This is a genomic window from uncultured Psychrobacillus sp., assembly GCF_938022135.1.
GTDB lineage: Bacteria > Bacillota > Bacilli > Bacillales_A > Planococcaceae > Psychrobacillus.
Genome location: NZ_CALIED010000010.1, coordinates 1 through 24,990 on the forward strand (window position 1 = coordinate 1; position 24,990 = coordinate 24,990).

28 protein-coding genes and 1 pseudogene are annotated in these 24,990 nt (G+C 27.1%); 28 read left to right on the forward strand and 1 reads right to left on the reverse strand.

Features of this window, described 5'->3' with window-relative positions; genetic code table 11:
• The 11 genes and pseudogenes from Q0371_RS01230 to Q0371_RS01280 form a co-directional block, all read left to right on the forward strand.
• Positions 1-236: hypothetical protein (locus Q0371_RS01230; protein ID WP_298467270.1), on the forward strand; the 236-nt coding region annotated here is incomplete at its 5' end.
• Between the two features lie 411 nt (positions 237-647).
• Positions 648-1,079 carry a GNAT family N-acetyltransferase gene (locus tag Q0371_RS01235; protein ID WP_298467272.1) on the forward strand — a complete coding sequence of 144 codons (432 nt, stop codon included), beginning with the start codon at positions 648-650 and terminating at the stop codon, positions 1,077-1,079.
• A gap of 280 nt (positions 1,080-1,359) precedes the next feature.
• Positions 1,360-1,986, forward strand: a complete 627-nt coding sequence (locus Q0371_RS01240; protein ID WP_298467275.1) for a pentapeptide repeat-containing protein — start codon at positions 1,360-1,362, stop codon at positions 1,984-1,986.
• A gap of 18 nt (positions 1,987-2,004) precedes the next feature.
• Positions 2,005-2,493, forward strand: a complete 489-nt coding sequence (locus Q0371_RS01245) for a YbaK/EbsC family protein (protein ID WP_021962686.1) — start codon at positions 2,005-2,007, stop codon at positions 2,491-2,493.
• A gap of 338 nt (positions 2,494-2,831) precedes the next feature.
• Complete coding sequence (locus Q0371_RS01250) at positions 2,832-3,767, forward strand: 3-hydroxyacyl-CoA dehydrogenase (protein WP_021962688.1); 936 nt, start codon at positions 2,832-2,834, stop codon at positions 3,765-3,767.
• 99 nt (positions 3,768-3,866) lie between these two features.
• The gene (locus Q0371_RS01255) at positions 3,867-4,439 is read left to right on the forward strand and encodes a helix-turn-helix transcriptional regulator (protein ID WP_177542532.1); all 573 of its coding nucleotides are present in this window, start codon (positions 3,867-3,869) and stop codon (positions 4,437-4,439) included.
• 272 nt (positions 4,440-4,711) lie between these two features.
• On the forward strand, positions 4,712-5,422 hold the full coding sequence (locus Q0371_RS01260) for an ABC transporter ATP-binding protein (RefSeq protein ID WP_298467285.1): 711 nt from the start codon (positions 4,712-4,714) through the stop codon (positions 5,420-5,422).
• A gap of 1 nt (position 5,423) precedes the next feature.
• Positions 5,424-7,889, forward strand: coding sequence for an ABC transporter permease (locus Q0371_RS01265; protein WP_298467288.1), 2,466 nt, complete (start codon positions 5,424-5,426; stop codon positions 7,887-7,889).
• 106 nt (positions 7,890-7,995) lie between these two features.
• The gene (locus tag Q0371_RS01270) at positions 7,996-8,181 is read left to right on the forward strand and encodes a hypothetical protein (RefSeq protein WP_021962692.1); all 186 of its coding nucleotides are present in this window, start codon (positions 7,996-7,998) and stop codon (positions 8,179-8,181) included.
• A gap of 112 nt (positions 8,182-8,293) precedes the next feature.
• On the forward strand, positions 8,294-8,803 hold the full coding sequence (locus Q0371_RS01275) for a hypothetical protein (protein WP_298467293.1): 510 nt from the start codon (positions 8,294-8,296) through the stop codon (positions 8,801-8,803).
• Positions 8,804-8,960: 157 nt separating this feature from the next.
• Positions 8,961-9,167 (forward strand): annotated as a pseudogene (locus Q0371_RS01280) (MGMT family protein); the annotation flags it as partial.
• A gap of 71 nt (positions 9,168-9,238) precedes the next feature.
• On the opposite strand, the gene Q0371_RS01285 reads toward Q0371_RS01280, so the two are convergent.
• On the reverse strand, positions 9,239-10,072 hold the full coding sequence (locus Q0371_RS01285) for a hypothetical protein (protein WP_298467296.1): 834 nt from the start codon (positions 10,070-10,072) through the stop codon (positions 9,239-9,241).
• Between the two features lie 196 nt (positions 10,073-10,268).
• On the opposite strand from Q0371_RS01285, the gene Q0371_RS01290 reads away from it, so the two are divergent.
• The 17 genes from Q0371_RS01290 to Q0371_RS01370 all read left to right on the forward strand — a co-directional run bounded on the left by Q0371_RS01290 (position 10,269) and on the right by Q0371_RS01370 (position 24,979).
• On the forward strand, positions 10,269-11,405 hold the full coding sequence (locus tag Q0371_RS01290) for a Fic family protein (protein ID WP_298467299.1): 1,137 nt from the start codon (positions 10,269-10,271) through the stop codon (positions 11,403-11,405).
• Between the two features lie 64 nt (positions 11,406-11,469).
• Positions 11,470-12,150: a hypothetical protein gene (locus tag Q0371_RS01295; protein WP_298467303.1), complete on the forward strand. Its 681-nt coding sequence runs from the start codon at positions 11,470-11,472 to the stop codon at positions 12,148-12,150.
• 15 nt (positions 12,151-12,165) lie between these two features.
• The gene (locus Q0371_RS01300; protein ID WP_298467306.1) at positions 12,166-12,801 is read left to right on the forward strand and encodes a DUF1287 domain-containing protein; all 636 of its coding nucleotides are present in this window, start codon (positions 12,166-12,168) and stop codon (positions 12,799-12,801) included.
• A gap of 25 nt (positions 12,802-12,826) precedes the next feature.
• Entirely contained in the window at positions 12,827-13,474 is a 648-nt protein-coding gene (locus Q0371_RS01305) for a putative ABC transporter permease (RefSeq protein ID WP_298467310.1), read from the forward strand.
• A gap of 8 nt (positions 13,475-13,482) precedes the next feature.
• Positions 13,483-13,974 (forward strand): NUDIX domain-containing protein, encoded by a 492-nt coding sequence (locus Q0371_RS01310; RefSeq protein WP_177542523.1) that lies wholly within the window; start codon positions 13,483-13,485, stop codon positions 13,972-13,974.
• Positions 13,975-14,003: 29 nt separating this feature from the next.
• Positions 14,004-14,555, forward strand: a complete 552-nt coding sequence (locus Q0371_RS01315) for a transglutaminase domain-containing protein (RefSeq protein ID WP_177542522.1) — start codon at positions 14,004-14,006, stop codon at positions 14,553-14,555.
• Positions 14,556-14,633: 78 nt separating this feature from the next.
• On the forward strand, positions 14,634-15,347 hold the full coding sequence (locus tag Q0371_RS01320) for an ABC transporter ATP-binding protein (RefSeq protein WP_177542521.1): 714 nt from the start codon (positions 14,634-14,636) through the stop codon (positions 15,345-15,347).
• A complete protein-coding gene (locus Q0371_RS01325; RefSeq protein ID WP_298467318.1) occupies positions 15,344-16,951 on the forward strand; it encodes a hypothetical protein in 1,608 nt (535 codons plus the stop codon). The genes Q0371_RS01320 and Q0371_RS01325 overlap by 4 nt, the downstream gene beginning before the upstream one ends.
• 95 nt (positions 16,952-17,046) lie before the next feature.
• The gene (locus Q0371_RS01330) at positions 17,047-17,301 is read left to right on the forward strand and encodes a hypothetical protein (protein ID WP_298467321.1); all 255 of its coding nucleotides are present in this window, start codon (positions 17,047-17,049) and stop codon (positions 17,299-17,301) included.
• A 44-nt stretch (positions 17,302-17,345) separates the two neighbouring features.
• Positions 17,346-18,386, forward strand: a complete 1,041-nt coding sequence (locus Q0371_RS01335) for an Mbeg1-like protein (protein WP_298467324.1) — start codon at positions 17,346-17,348, stop codon at positions 18,384-18,386.
• A gap of 3 nt (positions 18,387-18,389) precedes the next feature.
• On the forward strand, positions 18,390-19,121 hold the full coding sequence (locus tag Q0371_RS01340) for a hypothetical protein (protein WP_298467327.1): 732 nt from the start codon (positions 18,390-18,392) through the stop codon (positions 19,119-19,121).
• A gap of 147 nt (positions 19,122-19,268) precedes the next feature.
• Positions 19,269-19,931: a response regulator transcription factor gene (locus tag Q0371_RS01345; RefSeq protein ID WP_298467330.1), complete on the forward strand. Its 663-nt coding sequence runs from the start codon at positions 19,269-19,271 to the stop codon at positions 19,929-19,931.
• A complete protein-coding gene (locus Q0371_RS01350; RefSeq protein WP_298467333.1) occupies positions 19,928-20,947 on the forward strand; it encodes an ATP-binding protein in 1,020 nt (339 codons plus the stop codon). The genes Q0371_RS01345 and Q0371_RS01350 overlap by 4 nt, the downstream gene beginning before the upstream one ends.
• Before the next feature lie 87 nt (positions 20,948-21,034).
• Positions 21,035-21,802, forward strand: a complete 768-nt coding sequence (locus Q0371_RS01355; protein WP_298467336.1) for an ABC transporter ATP-binding protein — start codon at positions 21,035-21,037, stop codon at positions 21,800-21,802.
• A complete protein-coding gene (locus tag Q0371_RS01360; protein ID WP_298467341.1) occupies positions 21,789-23,834 on the forward strand; it encodes an FtsX-like permease family protein in 2,046 nt (681 codons plus the stop codon). The genes Q0371_RS01355 and Q0371_RS01360 overlap by 14 nt, the downstream gene beginning before the upstream one ends.
• Positions 23,835-23,941: 107 nt before the next feature.
• The gene (locus Q0371_RS01365; RefSeq protein ID WP_021962713.1) at positions 23,942-24,595 is read left to right on the forward strand and encodes a CatA-like O-acetyltransferase; all 654 of its coding nucleotides are present in this window, start codon (positions 23,942-23,944) and stop codon (positions 24,593-24,595) included.
• Positions 24,596-24,679: 84 nt separating this feature from the next.
• Positions 24,680-24,979, forward strand: coding sequence for a metal-sensing transcriptional repressor (locus tag Q0371_RS01370; RefSeq protein ID WP_298467344.1), 300 nt, complete (start codon positions 24,680-24,682; stop codon positions 24,977-24,979).
• The last annotated feature ends 11 nt before the right edge of the window (positions 24,980-24,990 follow it).

The following is a 24,990-nucleotide window of genomic DNA, read 5'->3' on the forward strand; positions in this document are numbered from 1 at the left end:
TTGGTGCAAAAAAAGACTCTATGACTATAAAAGAAAATCAAACTGTTCTTCTTAAATGCCAACTTAATGGTAAAAAGTATACTTATCTAATAGAATATGATAAAGATGATAATATTATTGATGCAAGTGGTAGTGATTATATTATAAATGTTGTTAAAGATAAACAATTTAATAAAGCTAAAGTTTTAGTAAAATATATTGAATCATATTTTGAAGATAACGAAGGTCATTGCTAATCAAATTACAATTTATATATATAAAGGACATACCAATTACATATATAGTGCCTTATGGTTTTATAAGTAATATAATGTAAATAACTAACAAATATATATAAATGTAATTAGTCACACTCCACACATGTGGAGTGTGTATGAATTTTCAAATCAAAAAAAGTAATAAGTTTAACATAAAAATCATGCAATATGAATTTTTATATAAAGCCATTTACTATGGCTCGATAGAAAAAGAAATATTTAATTGTCTAGATCGAGAGGACCAAACATTTCATTGGATAAGTATAAATAATATTGATAAAGTTAAAATCATCCCCAGTAACCTAAAACAAGTTATCAAAAGCTATGATTATAATCAAATTCATAACATTTTAAAAATATAGAATAAATAAAAAAGAAGAGGGTATTTATATGATAAAAGAAGTAACTAGTATTGAAGATGCAAATGTATGTGATAAACTATTAACAAAATTAATATTAGATGAAAGAAAATATAATAAGGCAATCAGTGAAAATACTGTCATAAAGGACTACTTTAGTAAACTGTTAAATGATAAAAATATTAAATTATTGGCATATTACTTAAATAATGAAATTGTTGGTTATATACTAATCAAAAAAATAGAGGAAAATACCTGCTTATTAGACGGACTATACGTATTAGAGAAACATCGCAATAAAAAGATTGCCAAAAGCTTGTTAATAGAAGCACTAAAAAAATGCCAGGAGTTAAATGTAAACTATATTGATATTAACGTTATGTTAGAAAACAAAATAGCTCTAGAACTTTATAAGAAATTAGGTTTTACTGAACTTGAGGTAAAATTGAGAAAGACTCTTTAAATATATTATAAATGAACATTAATAGATATCAAGACTGCGCAACAACAATAGAAATGGAAAACCAGTCATTGCAACCAGCCATCACAAAAAAATTAACCAATATGGAAGAATATTCAACAATGAAAGAGATTATCATCCACAACCTCTCCAGAAACAATAAAAGAATTTACATCTGAATTTTAAACTGTAAATTTAGAGATTAAAGAATCGAATAAAATTGGTTCTTTTTTTAATAAATGATATAATTAAAAAGTAATACCTATCACAAAGGAATGATTTAATGAAATTAGAAAAGCCAAAACTCCACAATTTAGAAGAAAAGAAAATATTAGATTGTTTAGAAACAAAAAATTTTACGAATGGCTTATTTAAAGAAAAACCAGAAGATGATATTATAATAAAAGATATAACTTTTGATACCTGTGTTTTTGAAAATATTGACTTTACCAAGATAAAACTAGAAAATGTTGATTTAATAGACGTCCATTTTAAAAATTGTGATTTATCTAATCAAAACTTTGATAAACAATTTTTAAGACGAGTGTTATTTGAAAATTGTAAGTTAATAGGTGTAAGCTTTATAGATGCCTCTTTAAAGAATATAGAATTTATTAATTGTAATGCTAAATACATAAATTTTTCATCAGGTAAATTAGTAAATTTAAAAATAGAAGAAAGTGATTTTAGTGAATCAACATTTTCAAGACTAGATCTAACTAATTTAGAGTTAAACAATGTAAAATTACATAGCACTGAATTTATAAGAACAAATCTAAAAGATACTGATTTTTCGACATGCGATATTACTAATATTTTATTTGATCAAACTTCATTAAAAGGCATAGTAATAGATGGCTTTCAAGCTATGAATATTGCCTGCTTATTTGGTGTAAAAATAAAAAATTAAAGTAGAGGAGAAATAATTATGAACAAAGAACAAATATATCGCTATCTAAAACAAAAAAATATTTGGTATGAAATAACCAAACATAAAGCTGTCTATAATATGAAAGATTTACAGGATGTAGATCTTCCATATCCAGAAGGTGATGCTAAGAACTTATTTGTCCGTGATGATAAAAAAAGAAATTATTATTTAATAACAGTAAAAGGCACAAAAAAAGTAGATTTAAAAGAATTTAGACATCAAAACAATACTAGACCACTAAGTTTTGTTAACGAAAAAGAACTCTTAGAGCTACTTAATTTAAAACCAGGATCAGTTACACCTTTAGGTCTATTAAATGATAAAGAACATAAAGTAGAATTTTTCATTGATAATGAACTTCTAGAGGAACCAGGAATAATAGGAGTTCATCCAAACGAGAACACCGCAACAGTCTGGTTAAAAACTAGAGATTTAATAACTATCCTAAAAGAAAATAATGTCAAAGTTTATCAAGTACAAATATAATAAAAAAACTAGAACAAAAAAATTTCCAAAAAGCTTCATGAGACTGGTAATAGTCCAACTTTTAATCTATAATTAGAAAAATAGATTAAGAGTTGTCTATAAAATAAAAAAAATGGAAGTGTACCATATCTAATAAAATATATATTATAAGGCAAAAACATTTCAAATAAAAATAACGGTTAGAGAAACAGAAATAAAATACATTCTAAAACTACTAGACTAAAACATTAATTATAAAAAATAGATATGAAAAAACCAGATTTATATATCTATAATTAAAAAATAATCATTATAAAAAGAATACCAAAACTAGAATAATATCTTTAAAAGGAGTAAATATGAAAAACATAACAATAATAGGTGGCGGAGTATTAGGTTCCCAAATAGCCTTCCAAGTTGCCTATACAAACTTTAACGTAACTATTTGGGCCAGAAGTAAAGAAAGTATTGAAAGGACTAAAAAGAAAATAGAATCATTAAAACAAACTTATACAAATGAAATTAATAAAATGGTTAAAAATAAAACCCTATCTGCTTGGTGTATGGGAATAAGTGATTACGATAACTTTGATAAAGAAAAAAGTCTATCTCAAGTAAAAAAAGCTTTTAAAAATATAAAATTCACGCTAAGTTTAGAAGATGCTATAAAAGATGCCGACTTAGTAATTGAGTCGATGACCGAAGACTTTAATGCCAAGAAAGACTTATATAAAGTACTTGCTCCAATTTTGGAAGAGAAAACTATTGTTGTTACAAATTCTTCTACTATGTTACCAAGTAGTCTTGCTAAATACACGAAAAGACCAGATAAATTTTTAGCTCTACATTTTGCAAATTCAATCTGGAAAAATAATACAGCAGAAGTAATGAAACATAGTAAAACCTCCGATGATAGCTTTAATAAAGTAATAGACTTTGCTAAAGAGATAAATATGATTGTTCTACCTCTTCAAAAAGAAAAAGAAGGCTACTTACTAAATTCCATGTTAATACCATTTTTGTTTTCTGCTTTAGACTTATATGTAAATAACATTTCTAATCCAGAAACAATTGATAAAGCTTGGGTACTAGGGACATCAGCTAAAGAAGGTCCATTTCAAATACTAGATGTAGTTGGTCTAAAAACAGCCTACGAAATAGTAAAGAAATACGCTAAAGTACCAAGTTTCTTAGCTCCATATAATTTTAAGGGTATGGAAAAATTATTAAAAACATACATTGATAACAATAAACTTGGTAAATCAACTGGTGAAGGTTTTTATAAATATAAATAGAAAAAAGTAACTTGTTAAGAATAATTGCGAAAGTTCCACTGATTATTGGTAGAGTAAAAAAATAAAAACTGATATATTATTTGTGAAAGGAGAATGAATATGGATTTAGGAAAGAAGATAGTAAATTTAAGAAAGAAAAATAATCTTTCACAAGAAGAATTAGCTGAGAAAGTAGGCGTGACTAGACAAACCATTTCAAAATGGGAATTGGAAGAGACTGCTCCAGATATCAAACAAGCTAAAGCTTTATCAGAAATATTCAAAGTCAGTCTGGATGAATTAACTAATAACGACATAAACAGTATTTTAGTGGAGAAGGTTAGTAATACTGAAAAACTTGCAGGCATAATCATTAAAATTTTAAAAGTAGTAGGAATTGGTCTATTAGTTTTAGTTATAATTGAGATACTGGTTTTCATCATCTTTAATATTAACACTAATTCTAAGAGTAATAAAGTAGTTGGAAAATACGTTCTTACATGTAAAATAGATAAGAAACAATATTCATATAGTATAGAATACAATAAAAACTATCAAGTAATAAATTCTGGTGGAGATGCTTGGATTTATAATCATACAGATGTGGACTCATATGATGATGCTAATAAAGCTGTTGCTAATGTAGAAGACTATTTTAAAGAACACAACGGTTCTTGTCTTATAGAAAAGTAATAAAATAAACAGATGTTTTATTAAAATAAATTTTTACGTCTGTTTTTTATATGTAAAAATGAATTAACAAAAGTATAAGATAAATAGTATTATTGGTACTAACATTTAGAACAAAAAGTATCTATTAAAAGTAAAGAAAATGTTATATAATATAAATGAATATAGTATTTAATGCAGATATTAAAGAGAATATGATTATATAAAGGATGAAGAGTATATAAAAATAATTTGTTATTAAAAACACTTTATATTAGAACATTCTAAAAAAGGAGATGATAGTATTGGCATATATTGAATTTAAAAATGTTAATAAAATTTATAAAATGGGTGAAGTTGAAATAAATGCTTTAAATAATACTTCGTTTGAAATAGAAAAGGGAGAACTAGTCTGCATTTTAGGCCCATCTGGCGCCGGTAAAACTACTTGTTTAAATATTCTAGGAGGAATGGATCGTCTAACATCCGGTGAAGTAATTGTAGATGGTAAGATTATAAATAAATTAAATGAAAAAGAATTAACTAAGTATCGTCGTAATGACATTGGCTTTGTCTTCCAATTCTATAATCTAATTCAAAATATGACAGTCTTAGAAAATGTCGAACTTGCCGTTCAGTTATGTAAAGATCATCTAGATCCAAATAAAATTCTAGATAATGTTGGTCTAGAAAATAGAAAAAGTAACTTTCCAGCTCAACTATCAGGTGGTGAACAACAACGTGTAGCGATTGCTAGAGCCATCTCTAAAAATCCTAAAATACTTCTTTGTGATGAGCCAACTGGAGCACTAGATTATAAAACAGGTAAACAAATCCTAAAACTACTACAAGACACTTGTCGTAAAGAAAATATGACAGTCGTTATTATTACTCATAATTCTGCAATTAGTCCTATGGCCGATAAAATTATTAAATTTAAAAATGGAGCAACTGCAGATGTTATTATCAATAAAAAACCAAAAGACATAGAAGAAATCGAGTGGTAATATGAAAAATAAATTATTAAAACACATCTTTATGAAAATAAAAGATAACTATAAAAGATTTTTATCACTACTTTGCATGGCTTTACTCGGAGTAGGTTTTTATGCTGGAATTCAAGCTGCTAGTCCGGACATGATTAAAACACTTGATAACTTCTATGATGAAAATAATGTTTATGACATCGAAGTTGTCTCTAACTTAGGCTTGACCAAAGAAGATGTCAAAGAACTATCAAAAGTCAAAAATATTGAAAAAGTAGTTGGAACATACTCTAAAGATGCTTACTTAAATCTTAACAATAAACAGTATGTTTTAAAACTAATTGGTCTAAACAAAGAAATAAATAACGTCTATCTAGAAGAAGGAAGACTACCAAGTAACAATAATGAAATAGTAGTAGAAAAAGCCTTACTAGAAGATAATAACCTAAAGATAAATGACAGTATAAGTATTGAGAATAATAACTATAAAATAGTTGGTACTATGCTAAGTCCTCTATATTTCAGTAATGATAGGCCAACTACTACTCTTGGTAATGGCAAAGTAAACTACCTTGTCTACCTAAATGAAAACGTAATAAAACAAGATGTCTATACCAATGTCTATCTAACCATAAAAGGCGCTAAAGACAAAATAACTAACAGTAAAGAGTATAAAAAGAGTATTGAAAAAGCAACCACTAATATTGAAAAAATAAAAAAAGATAGAGAAACTGCTAGGTATGATGAACTATATGGTGACATTATCAAACAAGCAGAAACATACAACATACCTCTAGACAAAACAGCTCTTACAACTCCTAAGTGGTATATCTTTGATAGAACAGACAATAATTCTTACAAAGAACTTATCAACGGTAGTGAAAATCTAAAACAAATAGGTAATGTTTTCCCTATAATTTTCTTCTGTATCGCTATTTTAGTAAGTCTAATTTCTATGATGCGCATGATTGAAGAAGATAGAACTGAAAATGGCACTCTAAAGTCACTTGGTTTTAACAGTTTCCAAATAACATCAAAATACATAATTTATTCCTTGTTTGCAACTGTAATAGGAGGTCTCTTAGGCATAGTTATGGGTTCATTACTTATCCCAAGAGTTGTTTGGAATGCCTACAAAACTATGTTTACCATTCCAAAATTTATTTGTGATATTGATACATCAGCTAATATAATTGGGCTATTAATTTGTATTATTTGTATCTGTGGTACGGCAATCTTTGTTTGTATTAAAAACTTAAAAGATGTACCAGCTAATCTAATGCGTCCTAAAGCACCTAAAATAGGTAAAAAGATTCTTCTAGAACACATAACTTTTATTTGGAAAAGATTAAAATTTTCTAGTAAAATAACCATCAGAAATATCTTTCGATATAAAAGTAGAGTTCTAACTACCATAATTGGTATTACTGGTTGTACAGCTCTAATATTAACTGGATTTGGTCTAAGAGACTCCATAAAAGGTATTAATAATTTTCAATTTACTAATATTTTTAAATACGATAAAATGCTAATGCTAAGTGAAACAGCAAATACAAGTACTTTAAAAAATGAACTACTAAACAACCCTATCGTTAAAGAAGTAGTTGAAACAAATATTAATACTGCTACTATCTCTTATAATAAAAAAGAACAAGAAGTAACTATAATCGTTCCAGAGGTAAGCAAAGAATTGAAAAAAGTTATCAATCTAATAGACGTAAGTGACAATAAAAAAGAAAATCTTACTCCTAAAGATAACACTTGTATAATCAGTGAAAAAACATCTAGACTACTAAACATCAAAGTAGGAGATAAAATAACAATCTTAGATGATAACAATAAAAAACACCAAGTAAAAGTTGACAAAATCGTCAAGAACTACATAAACCAATATTTATATTTATCAAAAACAGCTTATGAAAAGATCTTTGGCAACTATAAAACAAATTCTTATCTTGTAAAATTAAATAATGTAAGCGCCAAAGAAAAAAATAATTTTGATGAAGGATACATTAGTAAAAGTGAAATAACTTCTATTGTAAATAACATCGATATGAAAAATACTATGAACGATATAATCGGATCAATTGGCTCAATAGTTGCCATTTTAATAGTTGCAGCAGCCTTACTAGCTTTTGTTGTTTTATATAATTTATCTAATATTAATATAAGTGAAAGAAAAAGGGAAATTGCTACTCTAAAAGTTCTAGGCTTTTATCCTAGTGAAGTTGATAGATATATAACTAGAGAAACTATTATTCTAACTGCCATTGGTATTACACTAGGTCTACTATCCGGTTCATACTTATGTCATTATATTATTTCAACTTGTGAACCAGACTATTTATTATTTGATAGGAGAGTTGACACAATTAGCTACATCTTATCAGCTTTAATGACTATTATTTTTACAATCATCGTAAATATAGTAACTCATTATAACCTAAAAAAGATCAATATGGTCTCTTCCTTAAAAAACGTAGAATAAATAATTTCTTTACTAACTGCCAAATAACTTTTACAAACTTCCAAAGACATTTGCTAGACAAATAAATTGGTTTTGATATACTTAAAAGCGAAAATGAGGAAAGCTTATGAATATAAATGAAAAGATTTTACTACTACGTAAAAAAGAAGAGACTATCTTCTTTGATGATCGAGAGAAAAATGTAAAAGTCGCTAATGAAATTGACAAAATTCTAGGAAAAAAGCATAAAAACTTTTTCTCATATTGTATTAGGTTTGGTAAAGTTAAAAAATGTGTTAAAATAAAAATATAAGTAAAAGAAAGGAACAAACAAAAATATAATTTGTAACGTTAAAAATATGAAAAGAAAAAGAATCATCATCTTATCAATTATCTTCGTCATAGGCTTAATAGTAGGCTTTACTATGAGTTATTTAAATAAGAAAGCAAATAACCTAACTCCAACAGAAGTCAATAGTAAGATCATAAACTATATGACGTCTAATTTAGATGAAATACCAAATTATAGCTATAACTATGTAGATGAGGGTAAAAACGCCGTAGTGGTTGGTTTAAAGAAAAATAATACTGAAGCTCAAGAAGAATTTTATAAAAGGGTTTTCTCATCTAGCGACATTAAAAAAATAAAAAGTCAAAAAATAATAGTTTTTGAACAAGGCAAATTAGAAAACGAGTTATATGAAAGAATCATCAAAGTAAATGATAAACTCTATTATGATACTGGTGAGGTAAGTGAAGAGGCTAGATGTGGAGTCATGGATGGAAAAATTACTTCTCATGTTGAAAATGATCAAATCCCAACTAAAAACAATCAATCAAACTTTTCTGGAGACTTTAGTTATCAACTAGGTAACAGCAGTACCATAGATGTCTTAATAAATGGACAATGGATAACGTTTAAAACAAGACAATAAATTAGATCTCGAGGTCTAATTTTTTCTTAACACAAAGTAGTCATAAAACTTGTCACTAAAGAGGACATTCACTTAATCAAGTACTAATCATTCGTTACTATAATAAAACAAGAAGGTGATGCTATGAAATATACAAAAAAGTATCAAAGGTCTAGAAAAAATGTCTGCTCAAGCTGTAGGAGGAGCAGTAGGGTGGAATCCTATCTGTTTAATTATTCCTTGTCACCGAGTAATAGGCACGAATAATAATATAACTGGTTATGGTGGGGGCATAGAAAACAAAGTCAAACTCTTAGAATTAGAACAAAAAGAAAAGATAACTTTAAAGTTACCTAAAAATAAAAAGCACTATTTATCAAAATAATTCCACAATAAAAGCAAAGTATCTAAGAAACTTTTCTAGAGTAGATATCATAACTTTGCTTTTTTATTTACTTATTTCTTTTCACAAGTGAAACTATTTGCTTCCATTGTTTTAATATAATTATCTAAAGTAGTATCAGTACTTGTAGATAATACTGCTTCAAACTCATTTTCTTTAGAACTAGCACTCATTTCAACCATAATAGTTTTATCCTTCTTAGAAATATTGAATTTAGAACCATATTCTTTTTCTCCACTTTCTTTTAAACTATTATAAAACTCATCAACTATAGTTGTATTTTGAGAACTTAAATCAAATACCATTTCTGCACTTGCCTTAATAGCTTTATCATTTTTAAAATTAACAACAGCTTTAGAAGTGTAACTAATTCCAGCTAAATCACTAGTAGATGTACAAGTAACAACCTCTCCTTTTAAAACTCCAAAGTATAAACCAACAACAGCAGCAACAACTACCAAAGCCCCAATCACAATAGGTAAATTTTTTTTGCTACCATTATTACTCTTAGATGATGCTGGTGCTTGATTCATATTGCCAGCTCCCATACCTTGGCTATTTTGAAAACTATTATTACCATTAAATTGTGAATTCATTTGACTATTGCCTTGATTTCCATATCCATTAAACTCATTAGAAACATTGTTATTATTCATACTGTTAAATCCATTATTTTGTATTCCATTATTACTTTGAAAATTGTTAAATTGATTTTGTTGATTATTTTGATTATTGCCCTGGAAGTTATTAAATCCATTATTTTGACTATTAAATCCATTGTTATTTTGCATTGCTTGATTACCAAGTCCATCATTTGGATTAGGCATTTGATTATTGAACCCATTTCCCATATTATTAAAATTATTACTATTATTGTCTTGATTCATTTAAAAAACTCCTTTACTTTCTACTATAACTAATCATAACAGAATAATCATATTCATTCAAGAACTATCAGCTCTTAAAATTAAAAATAAAAAAAATCAGTAACAAAAGTGTCAACATTATCCAAAAACATTGACATTTATATTTACCAAAAGTAGTGTTATAATAAAGGACACTAATAAAGAAAGAAGTAATCATATGAATTCATTCAAGCGTTTAAATCTAGAGTTTGCAAACGGTCAAAAAATTCGTTACAATGAAGCTTACTTGGAAAAATTTTGTACAGAATTAGTAGAACTTTTATCAGGTGAAGATTATATGAGAAAAATTAGTTTTGCTAAAAGAATGATGATGTCTCAAGAACTAAAGTCTAATAACACTATTGAAGGTATTAATGATGATTTAACTAGAATAGATGAAGTTATAAAGAAAAAATCTTCTCTTTCAGAACATGAAAGAAAAAGAATTATAAATCTATATCATGGCTATCAATACGTCTTAACTCATAAAAAAATAGACAAGGAGCACTTAAAAGAACTATATCGAATTTTAAGTGCTGAATTATTATCAAAATACGATAAAGAAAACATGGGAGAATATTATCGTACTAAACCAGTTTATATTTTAAAAGGAATTCACATAGGCGACGATATGTTTACTGGAATGGCTGCCGACAGAATAGACTATTATATGGATCAATTCTTTGCCTATATTAATGAGGACAATCCAAAAGATGAAATAGAAAACTTTATAAAGTCACAAGTAATGCATTTCTATTTTGTCTACATTCATCCATTTTTTGATATAAATGGTAGAACCAGTAGAACTTTATCACTATGGCACTTATTAAATACTAAGGCCTATCCATATATAATATTTAATCAAGCAATTGCATTTGCTAAACAGGATTATGAAAAAGCTATTATTGCCGGACGTAGTCATGGTGATATAACTTTATTTCTAAAATATATGATAACTCACGTGGAAACAGAGTTAGAAAAAGAACATGTTCTTCATAGCATAGTTGAAAATACAGAAGAAACACTATCGAATGAAGATTTACAACTACTAAATTACGTCTTAACTATGAAAAGTCAACTAACAATAAAGGATTTAGTAACTTTCTATAATGGATACAACCCACCTAAAAAACCACGTATACTTTTACAAGAACGAATAATTCCCTTAGTAGAAAAAGGTGTAATCTTACAAAGAGAAAAAACAAAAGGAATGATAACTAGAACTATCCCTAATACTAAGTTTAGTCTAAATCCCAATGTAATAGATGTAAATCCTGCGAAAGTAAAGCATTTATCTCTTCAAAGGTATTTTTAAATTAACAACAAAAAGATGAAAATAGTCCTTTTCTATGTTAAAATAAATTTATAGGAGAGAACAGGTGATTTTTATGCAGAATTTACATGAACTTATAAAAAAGGCTTGTAATGGTGAAACCAAAAATAAAGAAAATGAAGATATTGGTGAAAGTGATTTAGTATCATTACTAATAAAAACTCTATACGGTGGTTCGATAATAAGAATAATATCTGGAAAGAAAACACATTATTGTAACGCCACCCTTGGTAGAATAGTTGATTATAGTGGAGATAAAATAGAAAACTATACTTTAACTCCAGAGACAATCACAGAAATTAATGAAGAAGAACTACTTGAAGATGAAAAAATAAGAGCCAGATATTTAACATTTTTAGAAAACATTCAAAGAATATTAAAAGAAAGTTATAAAGAAAAAATAAAGAACGACTCAACACTTAATGCATCATTAAGAAATAAAAAATATACTGATATAGAAGTAACTGACTACTTTGATGCTGGAGCTTATGAATTTGTTAGTTTTAGTTTGCTAGGTAGTTTAGGAAGAGTTTCATTTGAATATATGAGAGATAAAGAAGAAGGTCAAATACTTCTTCCACGTAAAGCTACAAAGGAAAAAGCAAAATATAAAAGTCTTCCACTATCTACTGTAGAGCAAGTATTCTATCTAGCTAGAGAAAATGCAGATACTTTACAAAAGTCAAAAGTATTAGAAAAAGCTATAAAGAAAACTGTAGAAGATTAGAAAGTAAGGTGTACTATGAATAAAAAGATAGTTATTTCACTCATCGTAATTATAATTGTAGTATCTATTTTTTCACAAAAAATCATACCTCACAAAACGTATACTAACAGAGACTTCAATATAGAAACATATACAAGTAAAATTGATAAAGATAATGATGGTCTAGATGATCAAACAGATATCTTGCAAAATACAAGAAAATATATTGCTAAACATCCAAAATATAAAAGTAAATATTATGAAACCGGTTATCCAAACGATAATTATGGAGTATGTACAGATGTTGTTGCTTTTGCCTTGCTAGATGCAGGATATGACTTAAAAGAGTTAGTAAATGAAGATATAAAAAAACATAAAAATTTATATAATATTGACATAATAGACAAAAACATTGATTTCAGAAGAGTAAAAAACTTACGAGTATATTTTACAAACAATGCTAAATCTCTAACAACTAACATCCATGATATAGCCGCTTGGCAGGGTGGAGATATTGTTATCTTTAAAAAACATATTGGTATAGTATCGGATAAAAGAAATAAAAAAGGAATAAGTTTTGTTATTCATCACGCCAATGAGTTTCAAGTTTATTATGAAGAAGATATTTTAGAAAAAAGAACTGATATAATAGGACATTATCGTATAAGTTAAAAGAATAAAGGGAGTAAAATGTAGTATGAAAAATTTCAAAAAAGAATATAAAAACTATCTAAACAAAGATCATAATTTTGATAAAGAAACCATAATTGGAATCTTTTGTTTAGTAATTGTAATAACAGGAATATTTGGTTGGTTATATGAATTTATCTTCTATTATTTTAATGGAGGTATGAAAGAATTTTATTGGAGAGGTGGAAACTTCCTACCTTGGATTAATATTTACGCAACAGGTTCTATCATGATTTATCTACTTACTTATAAACATCGTAAGAAACCATGGAAAGTATTTTTACTAAGTTTTTTTTCAACTGGTATACTAGAATACCTTTCAGGACTTGGAATGTATACTCTTGGAAATGGGAAAAGATGCTGGGATTACAATCAAGAAATTCTAAACTTTGGTAACATCAACGGCTTTGTTTGTCTAAGAAGTGTCTTGTTTTTTGGATTATCAGCCCTACTATTGATGTATGTCATAATACCATTTTGTTTTTCACAAGCAAAAAAGATTCCCAAAAAACGTTTTATGACTATAAGTATAATTGTTTGTTCTATATTCTTATTTGACGAATTTTACAACCTAATATTTGCAAGAATCTTAAAAACACCAAGAGCATATGATGTATATAGTCGTCTAGGCTTTAATTATGTTCATTTTAAATAGGAGAAAATATGGAATACTTAGATATATATAATGAAAAGAAAGAAAAATTAAATAAAAAGATTAAAAGAGGAGACAAACTCTTAGATAATGAGCATATCTTAGTCGCCGTTATCTTTATTGAAAATAGTGAAGGAAAATATTTGATTCAGAAAACATCTAAAGAAAAAGGAGAAAAGTATGCAACTACTGGTGGCCATGTCTTATCTGGTGAAACACCAAAAACAGCAATCATCAGAGAAACCAAAGAAGAGTTAGGCCTAGATGTTTCTAATGAAAATATCATCTATATTGGTGATTTACTATTTGGCATCCCCTTTGGAGAAATATACTATCTAAAAAAAGATCTTGATATAGCTAAATTAAAACTTCAGCAAGAAGAAGTAGAACAAGTAGAATATTTAACAAAAGCTGAGATTTTAAAACTAATTGAAACTGAGAAAATGGTCAAATCTCATGGTTTAATGTTTAAAAAGATGTTAGATAAAACCAATATAAAATAATAAATTCTAAATTAGAAAGGAGAATTACTATGACAATAAATGATATAAAAACTCCAGATGATATTTTACATTTTATGAAAGAAAATATAAGATATGGCTGGTTAGATATAAATGATGAAGAACACATCGGTAACCTAGAAAATATTCGTAGACTATATCGTACCGCTAGTATCGAAGAGTCTCTAGAACATAACCTAGGAACTTGTATCGAACAAGTAAACTTAATGCATTATCTCCTAGACATACTAGGTATTCCTAACAAAATGTTTTGTACTAGGGTATATGAAAAAGATGACTTTAACGATTTAGATGCCGAAGAACATATGCACTGCTTTGTTTTATACTATCAAGATACTAAAGAAGGAAAAGTTCATCAAATAGAACATCCTGACTGGGAAAGAGTAGATATCTATCATTTTGCATCAGAAAAAGAAGCTATAGAAAAAATTAATGCTATTTACGAAAAAAAAGCTGATGGCGTAGCAAGACCAGTAACAGAGTATCCAACAGTAACTCCAAATCAAACTTTTAAAGAGTTTAATACTTATATTAACAGTCTTGACAATTCTAAACAAAAATAGAATTGTTTTTCTATACAAATATTGTATCGTATGATACAATAAGGCTACATAGCATAAATATGAAAGGAAAGTATAACTATGATAGAAATAAAAAATGTAAGTAAAACTTACAATGGTACTAAAAAAGCCCTAGATAATGTAAATCTAAAAATTGATTCTGGAGAAATATTCGCTTTCATTGGTCATAATGGTGCCGGTAAAACAACTATGATTAAGTCAATTGTTGGTATTTTAGATTTCGAAGAGGGAGATATTTTAATTAATGGAAAATCTATTAAGACTGATCCAATTAATAGTAAAATGGAAATGGCCTACGTTCCAGATAATCCTGACTTATATGAAAATATGCGAGCAATTGACTTTATCAACTTCATTTGTGATATGTACGAAGTGCCAACAGAAGAAAGAAATAAGAATATTGAAAAGTATGCTAAAATGTTTGATCTAGAAAACAAATTAGTCGATGATATTTCAAGTTATTCTCATGGCATGAAACAAAAAGTTGCCCTTATTGCTGCCTTAGCTCATAATCCTAAAGTTTTAATTATGGATGAACCATTCGTCGGACTAGATCCCCACGCTGTTTATGATATGAAAGAGTTAATGAAGAAAATGGCAAAAGCTGGTAAAACCGTATTCTTCTCAACTCATATTCTGGATGTTGCTGAAAAACTATGTGATCATGTTGCTATAATTAAATCTGGCAAAATAGTGAAAACTGGTAAGATGACAGACATTAAAGGTGACGAGTCATTAGAACAAGTCTTCTTAGAATTAGGTGATAAAAAATGAAAAAAATACTTTCACTTCTCAAAGCCAGTCTATCTCAAGATATGAATATGTTCCAATATAACACTGTAAAAAACTCCAATAAATTAAAAAAAGTTCTCTTTCCCATATTTCTCTTTGGAATAGTTTCTGTATCAATCGGAGCTTATGCCTATATGTTAGCAGAACCACTACATAAAGTAAATCTAACTTATGTCATGTTATCTATGTTTTTGACTTTAGTAACAATTCTAACCTTCATGTCAGGTATTTATAAGTCTCAAGGAATTCTCTTTGATGCTAAAGATAGTGATTTGCTATTTTCTCTACCTATAAAACGATCAAATATTCTCTTTTTACGAATATTTAAACTAATACTTTTTCAGTATATTTATAACTTAATGTTCTTATTACCAGCATTTATAGTCTATATCATTTTTGAACGACCTGGTTTAAGTTTCTACTTAATATCTATTCTAATGACTATTCTAATACCTTTAATACCAACCGTAGTATCCAGTATAATAGGTTATCTAGTAAAGACAATATCTAGTAAATTTAAAGCTAAAAAAATAATTCAAACTATACTATCTATAATTGTTTTTCTAATAATCTATATTCTAAGTTTAAGATTAAATGATTTTATTGAAAACATTGCCACAAAAGCAACTAGTATCAATGATATGTTAACTAAAATATATTATCCAATTGGAGCGTATATAGAATTAATAACTAATTTCAATTTTTTAACATTAATAAAATTAATTTTAATATGTCTAATTCCACTATTAATATTTATCTATATAGGTTCAAAATTCTACTTTAAAGTAGTCTTTAATTCTAAAGAAATTTCTACTAAGTCTAAAAAATTAAAAGACAAGGACTTTAAAGAAAAGAAAACACCATTAAAAGCCCTAACTATAAAAGAATTAAAAAGATATTTTTCATCACCAGTATATATGTTTAATACCTGTTTTAGCCTAATCTTAATCTTAATCATGTCCTGCTTTCTCTTTATAAAAGGTGAAACAGAATTTAAAGGTATGTTAAAATCAATGGATTTTGATATTAACACTACAATAAATCTTTTATTCTACACAATTATATTATTTGCTGGTATGTTAACTTCTATAACATCATCTAGTATTTCTCTAGAAGGAAAAACTATTAATATTACCAAGAGTCTACCTGTATCAGAAAAAACAATTTTAAACTCTAAAATATTAATGGCTCTAACAATAGAACTCCCATTTATCTTACTATCAATTATATTATTTATCATTAAATTTACTCCAAATATTACTTATACAATATCTTTAATATTACTAGGTTTAATAGTTCCAACACTAACTGCTATTATTGGACTATTAGTAAATTTAAAATATCCTAAACTAAATTTCTCAAGTGATACAGAAGTAGTAAAACAAAGTCTTAGTAGTATGATTTCTATCTTTACCGGTATGGGTCTTGCTATTATAAGTATTTTTGGAATAGGTTACTTTAGCGAAAATTATCCTCTAACAAATCTAATGCTTATACACGTTCTATTATTAATGATAATAACTTTTATCTTATATAAATTACTTATGAAAATAGGACCAAAAGAATATAGAAAGTTAAGCATTTAACTTTCTTTTTCTATCTGTAACATCACTTGAATTAAAAGTAAAAAAACTATATAATAAGATTATTAAAAATATTGAAGAAGAGAAGGTAAATTACTATGAGACTAGAAGAAAGAGTTAATAAAATAGAAGAACGAAATAAGAAAGTCGAACTAAATAAAAGTTGGGAAACTAGTTGGACTAGAAGAATCTGTATAATGATTTTAACCTATATTGTAGTTGTATTTTATTCTTATTTAACTACTAAAATAAATAATATATTTTTATCATCCCTAGTACCAGTAATTGGTTTTACCCTTTCAACTGCATCACTAAATATCATAAGAAAATTATGGGAAAAGAAGATAAAGTAATAAATATCTATGATTTTATAATATAATAACTAAGAGGTAATAATATGTATACAATAAAAGACTATATAAATTTTTATAAAGATAATTCTCTAGAAGAAGTTCATTGGAATGCTCAAGACCTTCTTTTAGCAGCAATCATTGTCTATCTACCAATTAAATCATTTGAAGAGGCAAAAAGTCTAAAAGAGTTTTATGACTATGCCATATCTTTTAAAAAAGATAAATCATCAGGGGTAATGGCACCCTTATCTTATGAATTACTAGAGTTAATTAAAGATTCTAAAAGATATAAAAACTTAAAAATATCTAACTTTGAAAAAGTAAGAGATAATAATACTCAATTTGGAGCAGTAACCATTCGAATTAATGATCTAACTATTATTAGTTATAAAGGTACTGATGGTTCTCTAATTGGTTGGATGGAAAACTTTCGCCTAGGTTATGAATATCCAACATATACTCAAGTTCTAGCTCAAAAATATCTTTTAAAAACTCTAACCAAAGAAGATAAAAAAGTCTATGTAACAGGTCACTCTAAAGGTGGTAACCTTGCAATGTCAAGCATCATGTCCGCAAGTGATGATATTTACAACAGACTAGTAGCGGTATATAACTTTGATGGCCCTGGTTTTAGAAAAGAAGAATATAAAAGTCCTCAATATGAAAGACTACATAAAAAGCTAGTAAATATTATCCCAACAGGTTCAGTAGTAGGAACTATTTTAAATAATAAAGATTATCATGTAATAAAAAGTACTGAGTATGCCTTCAATGAACATTATCCAACTTCTTGGTGTTGTTTTGGAGAACATTTTATAAAAGGCGAACTATCAAGCATCAGTAAACAGTTCCATGAAACAACAACTACTGCCTATGAAAAACTTGATCAAGAAAAAGTAAAAGATACAGTTGAAACTATCTTTTCCAATCTACCAAGTGAATATTCTAGTGACTTAAAACTTAATCTTAATGATTTCAAAGAGTTTTACAAAAACATGCGTAACATTGATCCGGATGTAAGAAATTATTTAGACACAATTGTTGATTCTATGATAAAATCAACTTATACAAAAGAAAAGGAGTAGTTTATGAAAAATAAGAAAGAAAAGAAAAGTAAAAAGAAAATATTAATTATAATTGGTGCCATAGTAGCAGTTATAGCAGGATTAATTATCTATGGAGTAGTAGTTGATCTAAACCAAGAAAAAAAGTTAAAAGAAGAACTAGATTATCTATATGAAATAACTAATAAAGAAGACTATGATGAAAAAGAAGTTAATAAAATACTAAATAGAACTGTAACAACAGGCGATTACAAAAAGGTAGAAGTAGCTTACAAAAAATATACCAAAGATTGTTTTACTATTTTAACTGATATTACAAGCGTTTTAGGAAATGATCGCCTATCATACGTCTTAACAGCTGATAATTACCAAGAAGATGGTAAAGACTTTGTAAAAACAAAAGAATACCTAAAAAGTGCTAAAGAAACACTAGAGCAGAGTATGATTAAATATAATGATTATTTTACAGAAGAAAAAGCTATGTCATATCTAGATAAAGAGTTAGATGACTATTACATAGATTTTTATAAAGATGAAGTAGTAGGTAATCTAGAAAGTGATGAAGAAGATGAAAAGTTATTTGACTCACTAAATAGTATAATTGATTTAATAAATGCTGAAGAAGAAGTAATTAATTTCTTAATAGAAAATAAAGATAACTGGCAAGTAGAAAATGGTTCAATTGCCTTCACATCAGATTCTCTAATAGACGAATATAATATGCTTTTAGCAGCAATTAATAACGAAAATATCTAATATTAAAAGTTTAAATATGGTACTCTAAGTATCATATTTTTTCTTTTACACAATTTTTTTTATTACTAAAACTTATTTCTTATCCTTACATTTTTGTAACAAATAAATACCTCTTTCAATGATATAATATAGTTAAGGAGGTCTCATATGAAAAAAATAGCAATACTAGAAGATGATACTTCTATAGCATTAGAACTAAAAGAATTATTAAAAAATGCTGGATACCAAGTTTTAGTTATTACTGATTATGAAAAGTCAGTAGAACTAATCTTAAAAGAAAAAGTAGATCTAGCCCTTCTAGATATTAATCTACCTACTGCCAATGGAGAAATAATCTTAAAAGAACTACGTAAAAAAACGACTATGCCCATTATTATGTTAACGAGTAGAGTAACAGAAGTAGATGAAATACTTTCTATGTCCTATGGGGCAGATGACTATATAACTAAGCCTTATAATCCAACTATACTTTTATTACGAATTCAAAATGTCCTTAAAAGAACCGAAAATACAACATCTTCTCTTATCTACAACAACATCATTGTAAATCCTAGTAAAGGTATCTTACAAAGTGAAACATCAGAATTGTCCCTAACTAAAAATGAAATGATAATTTTTCTTTATCTTTTAAATAATAAAGGTAACATTGTAAAAAGAGATGAACTAATGACAGACTTATGGAATAATAATGAATATATAAATGATAATGCCTTAACGGTAAATATAAGTAGGTTAAGAACAAAATTAGAAGAGTTTGGTTTAAAAGATGTTATTGAAACTAGGAAAGGTCAAGGTTATAAATTATTATGAAAATAACTAACTACTTAAAAGATAAATTTCTACCCATTTTTATCTATATCATAAACATCTTAATAATTACTATGCTCTTAATAGCTTTTAAAAGTAACGAATCCCTAATCTTAGTATTTATTACTTTTCAAATTATTCTAGTCCTAACTTTATTATTAATAGAATACTCCAAGAAAAACTCATTTTATAAAACTATTCAATCAAAACTAATAAACCTAGATAAAAAGTACCTAGTCCTAGAAATGTTAGATAAGCCAAAAACTACAGAAGAAGAGTTAATCTACCAAATCTTCTATGACATAAATAAATCCTATATCGAAGAATTAAAAGACTATAAACTAAGTCTTACTAATTTCAAAGAATATATTGAACTCTGGATTCATGAAGTAAAAATACCTATCTCCAGTCTTGTTTTAATGACTCATAACTCTAAAGAAACACTTCCAAAGAAATATACAACTCAAATAGATAGACTAGATAATTATATTGATCAAGTGCTATATTACGTAAGAAGTAATACTTCTGAAGAAGACTTTTTTATTAAAGAAGTTTCTCTCCAAAAGATAATTACCTCCGTTGCCTTAAAAAATAAAGATGACCTACTAGAAAACAATATTGAATTCATTGTAAAAACTAGTAACGAAAAAGTCTTAACAGATGAAAAGTGGTTAGAATTTATTCTAAATCAAATAATCAATAACAGTATTAAATACAAAAGAAATATAAAAGTACCAAAAATAGAAATTAAAGTAGAAGAGGCCACCCAAAAAGTAATTTTAACTATTACCGATAATGGTATTGGTATACCTAAAAATGATCTACCAAAAGTCTTTAACAAATCATTTACCGGTACCAATGGTAGAACTACAACTAAGTCAACTGGATTAGGGTTATATATTGCTAAAAATCTTTTAAAAAAACTAGGTCATAAAATAGAAATAGAATCCGAAGTAAATAAATATACCAAAGTCACTATAACCTTTTCTAAAAATAACTATTATAAAATAGAAAACTAATCTTACAATATTGAAATGTTTTGTAATATTAGAATAACGACAAAATCTATTATCTATAATAAACTAGCTATTGAAAGGAGTAAAATTATGAAAAAAGTATTAAAAATAGAAAAAATAGAAAAGTATTATGGCAATAGATCTAGTCTAACTAAAGCTATTGATAATATTTCTTTTGAAGTAGAAGAGGGGGAGTTTGTAGCAATAATGGGTGCTTCTGGCTCAGGTAAGACAACTCTTCTAAATTGTATTTCAACAATTGATAAAGTAACATCAGGTCATATCTATGTAAATGATCAAGATGTTACTAAATTAAAAGGAAATGATTTAAACAAATTTAGAAGGGAAGAGTTAGGCTTTGTTTTTCAAGATTTTAATCTTCTAGATACTCTAACTGCTTATGAAAATATTGCTCTTGCACTATCTATACAAAACTGTTCTATTCCTGAAATAGAGGGTAGAATAAAAATGGTAGCAAAAGAATTAAATATTGAAAAAATTCTAAAGAAATATCCATATGAAATGTCAGGTGGAGAAAAACAAAGAGTAGCAGCAGCTCGTGCCATCATAACTGAACCAACCTTAGTTTTAGCCGATGAACCAACAGGAGCTCTAGACTCCAAATCATCGAAAATGTTACTAGAGAAGTTTAACTACTTAAACACCGAATTAAAAACAACAATACTAATGGTAACACACGATGCCTTTACAGCAAGTTATGCTAGTCGTGTTATCTTTATCAAAGATGGTAAAATTTTTAATGAGTTCTATAAAGGAACGCAAACTCGTAAAGAATTTTTTGATAAGATAATAGACGTTGTAACCCTACTAGGTGGCGATCTAAATGATGCTTTGTAAACTATCTCTAAAAAACATTACTAAGAGTATGAAAGACTATGCCATCTACTTTTTTACTCTAATACTAGGAGTTGCAATCTTTTACGTTTTTAACGCCATAGACTCTCAAACAGTAATGTTTAAAGTTTCAGGAAGAACCTATGAAATAATAAAATTAATGACTAGTATCTTATCAGCTATAAGTGTTTTTGTCTCCTTTATCCTAGGCTTCCTAATAATATATGCCTCAAGATTCTTAATAAAAAGACGAAATAAAGAATTTGCTATTTACTTAACCCTAGGTATGAGTAAAAGAAAGATATCCCTAATTTTATTCTTTGAAACACTTCTAATAGGTCTAATTTCCCTAATAATTGGCCTAGGTTTAGGTGTATTCCTATCTCAATTAATGAGTGTTTTAGTTGCTAATATGTTTGAAGCAGATATGACCAAGTTCCAATTTGTTTTTTCACAAAGTGCTTGTCTTAAAACTTTAATTTATTTTGGTATTATGTACTTAATTGTAATTATCTTTAATACCATAATCATAAATAAATATAAATTAATTGACTTATTATCATCATCTAAAAAATCTGAAAAAGTAAAACTTAAAAACCCATACGTCTGTATAGTAATATTTATTATATCAGTAATCGTCTTAGGACTAGCTTACTACCTAGTAACAGATGGCTTTGAAAAACTAACAACAGCAGATCAAATACTAATTCCAATAATTATGGGAATAGTTTCAACATTTACTTTATTCTGGTCTATGTCAGGTCTAATTCTAAAACTAGTAATGTCTCTAAAAAATATCTATTATAAAGGACTAAATAGTTTTATCGTAAGACAAATAAGTAGTAAAATAAATACCATGGTCTTTTCCATGACAATCATTTGTTTAATGTTATTTGTAACAATTTGTGTTTTATCAAGTTCCTTATCTTTAAAAAATTCTATGACTAAAAATCTAAAAGAATTAGTCCCTATGGATATTGAGTTTACTAAACCAGTAAATAGAGAAGAAGGAAATGGTTTTAGTGAAATAGAAGCAAACGACTCAAAAATTTCTATTGAAAAAACATTAGAAAATCTTAATCTAAATCCAGAAGAAGAATTTAAAGATACACTTTCCTTTAATATCTATGAAGATGAAAGTATTATTTTAAAATCATTACTTATTAATAGTCTAGATGAAATATATAAAGAATATCCATTCCTTCTATATAATCAAACAATAGATTTAATGAAACTAAATGACTATAATGCTCTAGCTGAAAAATTCAATTTAGAAAAGTACAATCTAAAAGAAAATGAATATATTGTTATAGTTAATTATGACTACATGGCAAGCATTATAAATACAGGCCTTAAAAATAATCCCGAATTACTATTAAACAATGAAACATATCATTCAAAATATAAAAAATGTCAAGATGGTTTCTACGAATTAAATAGTTCTCGTTCTAACACAGGCTTTATCGTTTTACCAGATAAAGCACTAGAAAATCATACATCCATAGCAGAATTCTTAGTAGCTAACTACAAAAACGATAAAGAAAAAACAGAAGATAAAATAGATGAAGTTCTATCAAACAATTACAACAAAACAACTTGGTTAACTTACAATAGTAAAATAGATATAGCAAAAGCATCAGTTGGTCTAGGTTCCCTAGTAACATTTGTTGGTCTATATTTAGGTATAATTTTCTTAATATCAAGTGCCGCAATTCTAGCTTTAAAAGAATTATCTGAATCAACTGATAATAAAGAACGTTATAATATGTTAAGAAAAATAGGAGCTAGTGAAGAAATGCTAAATAGTGCTTTATTTAAACAAATTGGTATCTTCTTTGCAACACCACTCCTTCTAGCAATCATTCATTCCATATTTGGTATAAAGTTTGCTAACTTCTTATTAGAATCAATGGGTACTAAAGGTCTACTTTTATCAAATATCATGACTGCTATCTTTTTAGTTACCATCTATGGAGGATACTTTATCTTAACTTATTTATGTAGCAAAAATATTATTTCTAAGAGGACTAATTAAAAAATTAGTCTTTTTATGTGTTAAGTGCTGCAATCATACAGATCATAAACATTTACTATAAAGTACTATTCATGCTATAATTAACATCAAGAAAAGAGGTAGATAAAATGCATGAATTAGATATAGAAAATTCTCCACGTAAAAAAACCTATGACTGGTTTAAGTCATTTAAAAATCCAACTTATGGAATAAACGTTACTATGGATGTAACTAAATTAGTCGCTTATACTAAAGCAACCAATACATCTTTCTTTATTAATATGTTATACATCGTTGTAAATGGACTAAACAAAGTACCAGAAATGCGTATGCGTTTTGTTAATAATAAACCTGTAATTTTTGATGACATAAATCCTGCAATTACTGTTATGACTGAAAATGAAGTTTTTGAAAATGTCCGCTTTGAAAATAAGAAAAATTATCAAGACTTCTATAATCTATCTAAGCAAGAAATTGATAAAGCCAAGCACGAAACAAAGCTAACTGATAGTAGTTATAATCTTACTGATGCTTGGAACGAATACTACATAACATGTCTTCCTTGGCTAAACTTTACTGGAGCCAATCAACCAATGACTGAAGAATTACACTCTCAAACAGTTCCTAGAATATGTTGGGGCAAATATGTTAATAATAATGGTAAATACGAAATGACTCTAAACATTACTGTAAGTCACATCTTTGTAGATGGTCTTCATATTTCTAAAGCTTTTAATAATATACAAGAGATTCTAAATGAAGTTGATAAAATATTGAATTAGTATACGAAAAAGTATACTTTTTTTTAATTAAAAACACTTGACACAAATACCCTCCCTCCCTATAATGAATTCTAGGTGATAAATATGAAAAAAGAGTGCCAAAATTGCACTAGATCCAAACACAGAACTGAAGCAGAAAAGAAAGCTTTAATAAGAAGACTTCGTATTATCTCAGGCCAAATCAATGGTATAGAGCAAATGATTGTAAACGATCGTTACTGTGATGATGTCTTAATTCAAATTTCATCAACTACAAACGCACTAAAAAGTCTAGGTAATGAAATACTAAAAAGTCATATGAAAACATGTATGGTAAAAGATATAAAAGATGAAAAATACGAAGTAGTAGATGATATTATAGATTTATTTAGTAAATTAAAATAAAAGGAGGAAAA

Coding starts and splice junctions, on each gene's coding strand:
- Q0371_RS01235 (WP_298467272.1), top strand. CDS start 648: ATGATAAAAGAAGTAACTAGTATTGAAGATGCAAATGTATGTGATAAA.
- Q0371_RS01240 (WP_298467275.1), top strand. CDS start 1,360: ATGAAATTAGAAAAGCCAAAACTCCACAATTTAGAAGAAAAGAAAATA.
- Q0371_RS01245 (WP_021962686.1), top strand. CDS start 2,005: ATGAACAAAGAACAAATATATCGCTATCTAAAACAAAAAAATATTTGG.
- Q0371_RS01250 (WP_021962688.1), top strand. CDS start 2,832: ATGAAAAACATAACAATAATAGGTGGCGGAGTATTAGGTTCCCAAATA.
- Q0371_RS01255 (WP_177542532.1), top strand. CDS start 3,867: ATGGATTTAGGAAAGAAGATAGTAAATTTAAGAAAGAAAAATAATCTT.
- Q0371_RS01260 (WP_298467285.1), top strand. CDS start 4,712: ATGATAGTATTGGCATATATTGAATTTAAAAATGTTAATAAAATTTAT.
- Q0371_RS01265 (WP_298467288.1), top strand. CDS start 5,424: ATGAAAAATAAATTATTAAAACACATCTTTATGAAAATAAAAGATAAC.
- Q0371_RS01270 (WP_021962692.1), top strand. CDS start 7,996: ATGAATATAAATGAAAAGATTTTACTACTACGTAAAAAAGAAGAGACT.
- Q0371_RS01275 (WP_298467293.1), top strand. CDS start 8,294: ATGAGTTATTTAAATAAGAAAGCAAATAACCTAACTCCAACAGAAGTC.
- Q0371_RS01285 (WP_298467296.1), bottom strand. CDS start 10,072: ATGAATCAAGACAATAATAGTAATAATTTTAATAATATGGGAAATGGG.
- Q0371_RS01290 (WP_298467299.1), top strand. CDS start 10,269: ATGAATTCATTCAAGCGTTTAAATCTAGAGTTTGCAAACGGTCAAAAA.
- Q0371_RS01300 (WP_298467306.1), top strand. CDS start 12,166: ATGAATAAAAAGATAGTTATTTCACTCATCGTAATTATAATTGTAGTA.
- Q0371_RS01305 (WP_298467310.1), top strand. CDS start 12,827: ATGAAAAATTTCAAAAAAGAATATAAAAACTATCTAAACAAAGATCAT.
- Q0371_RS01310 (WP_177542523.1), top strand. CDS start 13,483: ATGGAATACTTAGATATATATAATGAAAAGAAAGAAAAATTAAATAAA.
- Q0371_RS01315 (WP_177542522.1), top strand. CDS start 14,004: ATGACAATAAATGATATAAAAACTCCAGATGATATTTTACATTTTATG.
- Q0371_RS01320 (WP_177542521.1), top strand. CDS start 14,634: ATGATAGAAATAAAAAATGTAAGTAAAACTTACAATGGTACTAAAAAA.
- Q0371_RS01325 (WP_298467318.1), top strand. CDS start 15,344: ATGAAAAAAATACTTTCACTTCTCAAAGCCAGTCTATCTCAAGATATG.
- Q0371_RS01330 (WP_298467321.1), top strand. CDS start 17,047: ATGAGACTAGAAGAAAGAGTTAATAAAATAGAAGAACGAAATAAGAAA.
- Q0371_RS01335 (WP_298467324.1), top strand. CDS start 17,346: ATGTATACAATAAAAGACTATATAAATTTTTATAAAGATAATTCTCTA.
- Q0371_RS01340 (WP_298467327.1), top strand. CDS start 18,390: ATGAAAAATAAGAAAGAAAAGAAAAGTAAAAAGAAAATATTAATTATA.
- Q0371_RS01345 (WP_298467330.1), top strand. CDS start 19,269: ATGAAAAAAATAGCAATACTAGAAGATGATACTTCTATAGCATTAGAA.
- Q0371_RS01350 (WP_298467333.1), top strand. CDS start 19,928: ATGAAAATAACTAACTACTTAAAAGATAAATTTCTACCCATTTTTATC.
- Q0371_RS01355 (WP_298467336.1), top strand. CDS start 21,035: ATGAAAAAAGTATTAAAAATAGAAAAAATAGAAAAGTATTATGGCAAT.
- Q0371_RS01360 (WP_298467341.1), top strand. CDS start 21,789: ATGATGCTTTGTAAACTATCTCTAAAAAACATTACTAAGAGTATGAAA.
- Q0371_RS01365 (WP_021962713.1), top strand. CDS start 23,942: ATGCATGAATTAGATATAGAAAATTCTCCACGTAAAAAAACCTATGAC.
- Q0371_RS01370 (WP_298467344.1), top strand. CDS start 24,680: ATGAAAAAAGAGTGCCAAAATTGCACTAGATCCAAACACAGAACTGAA.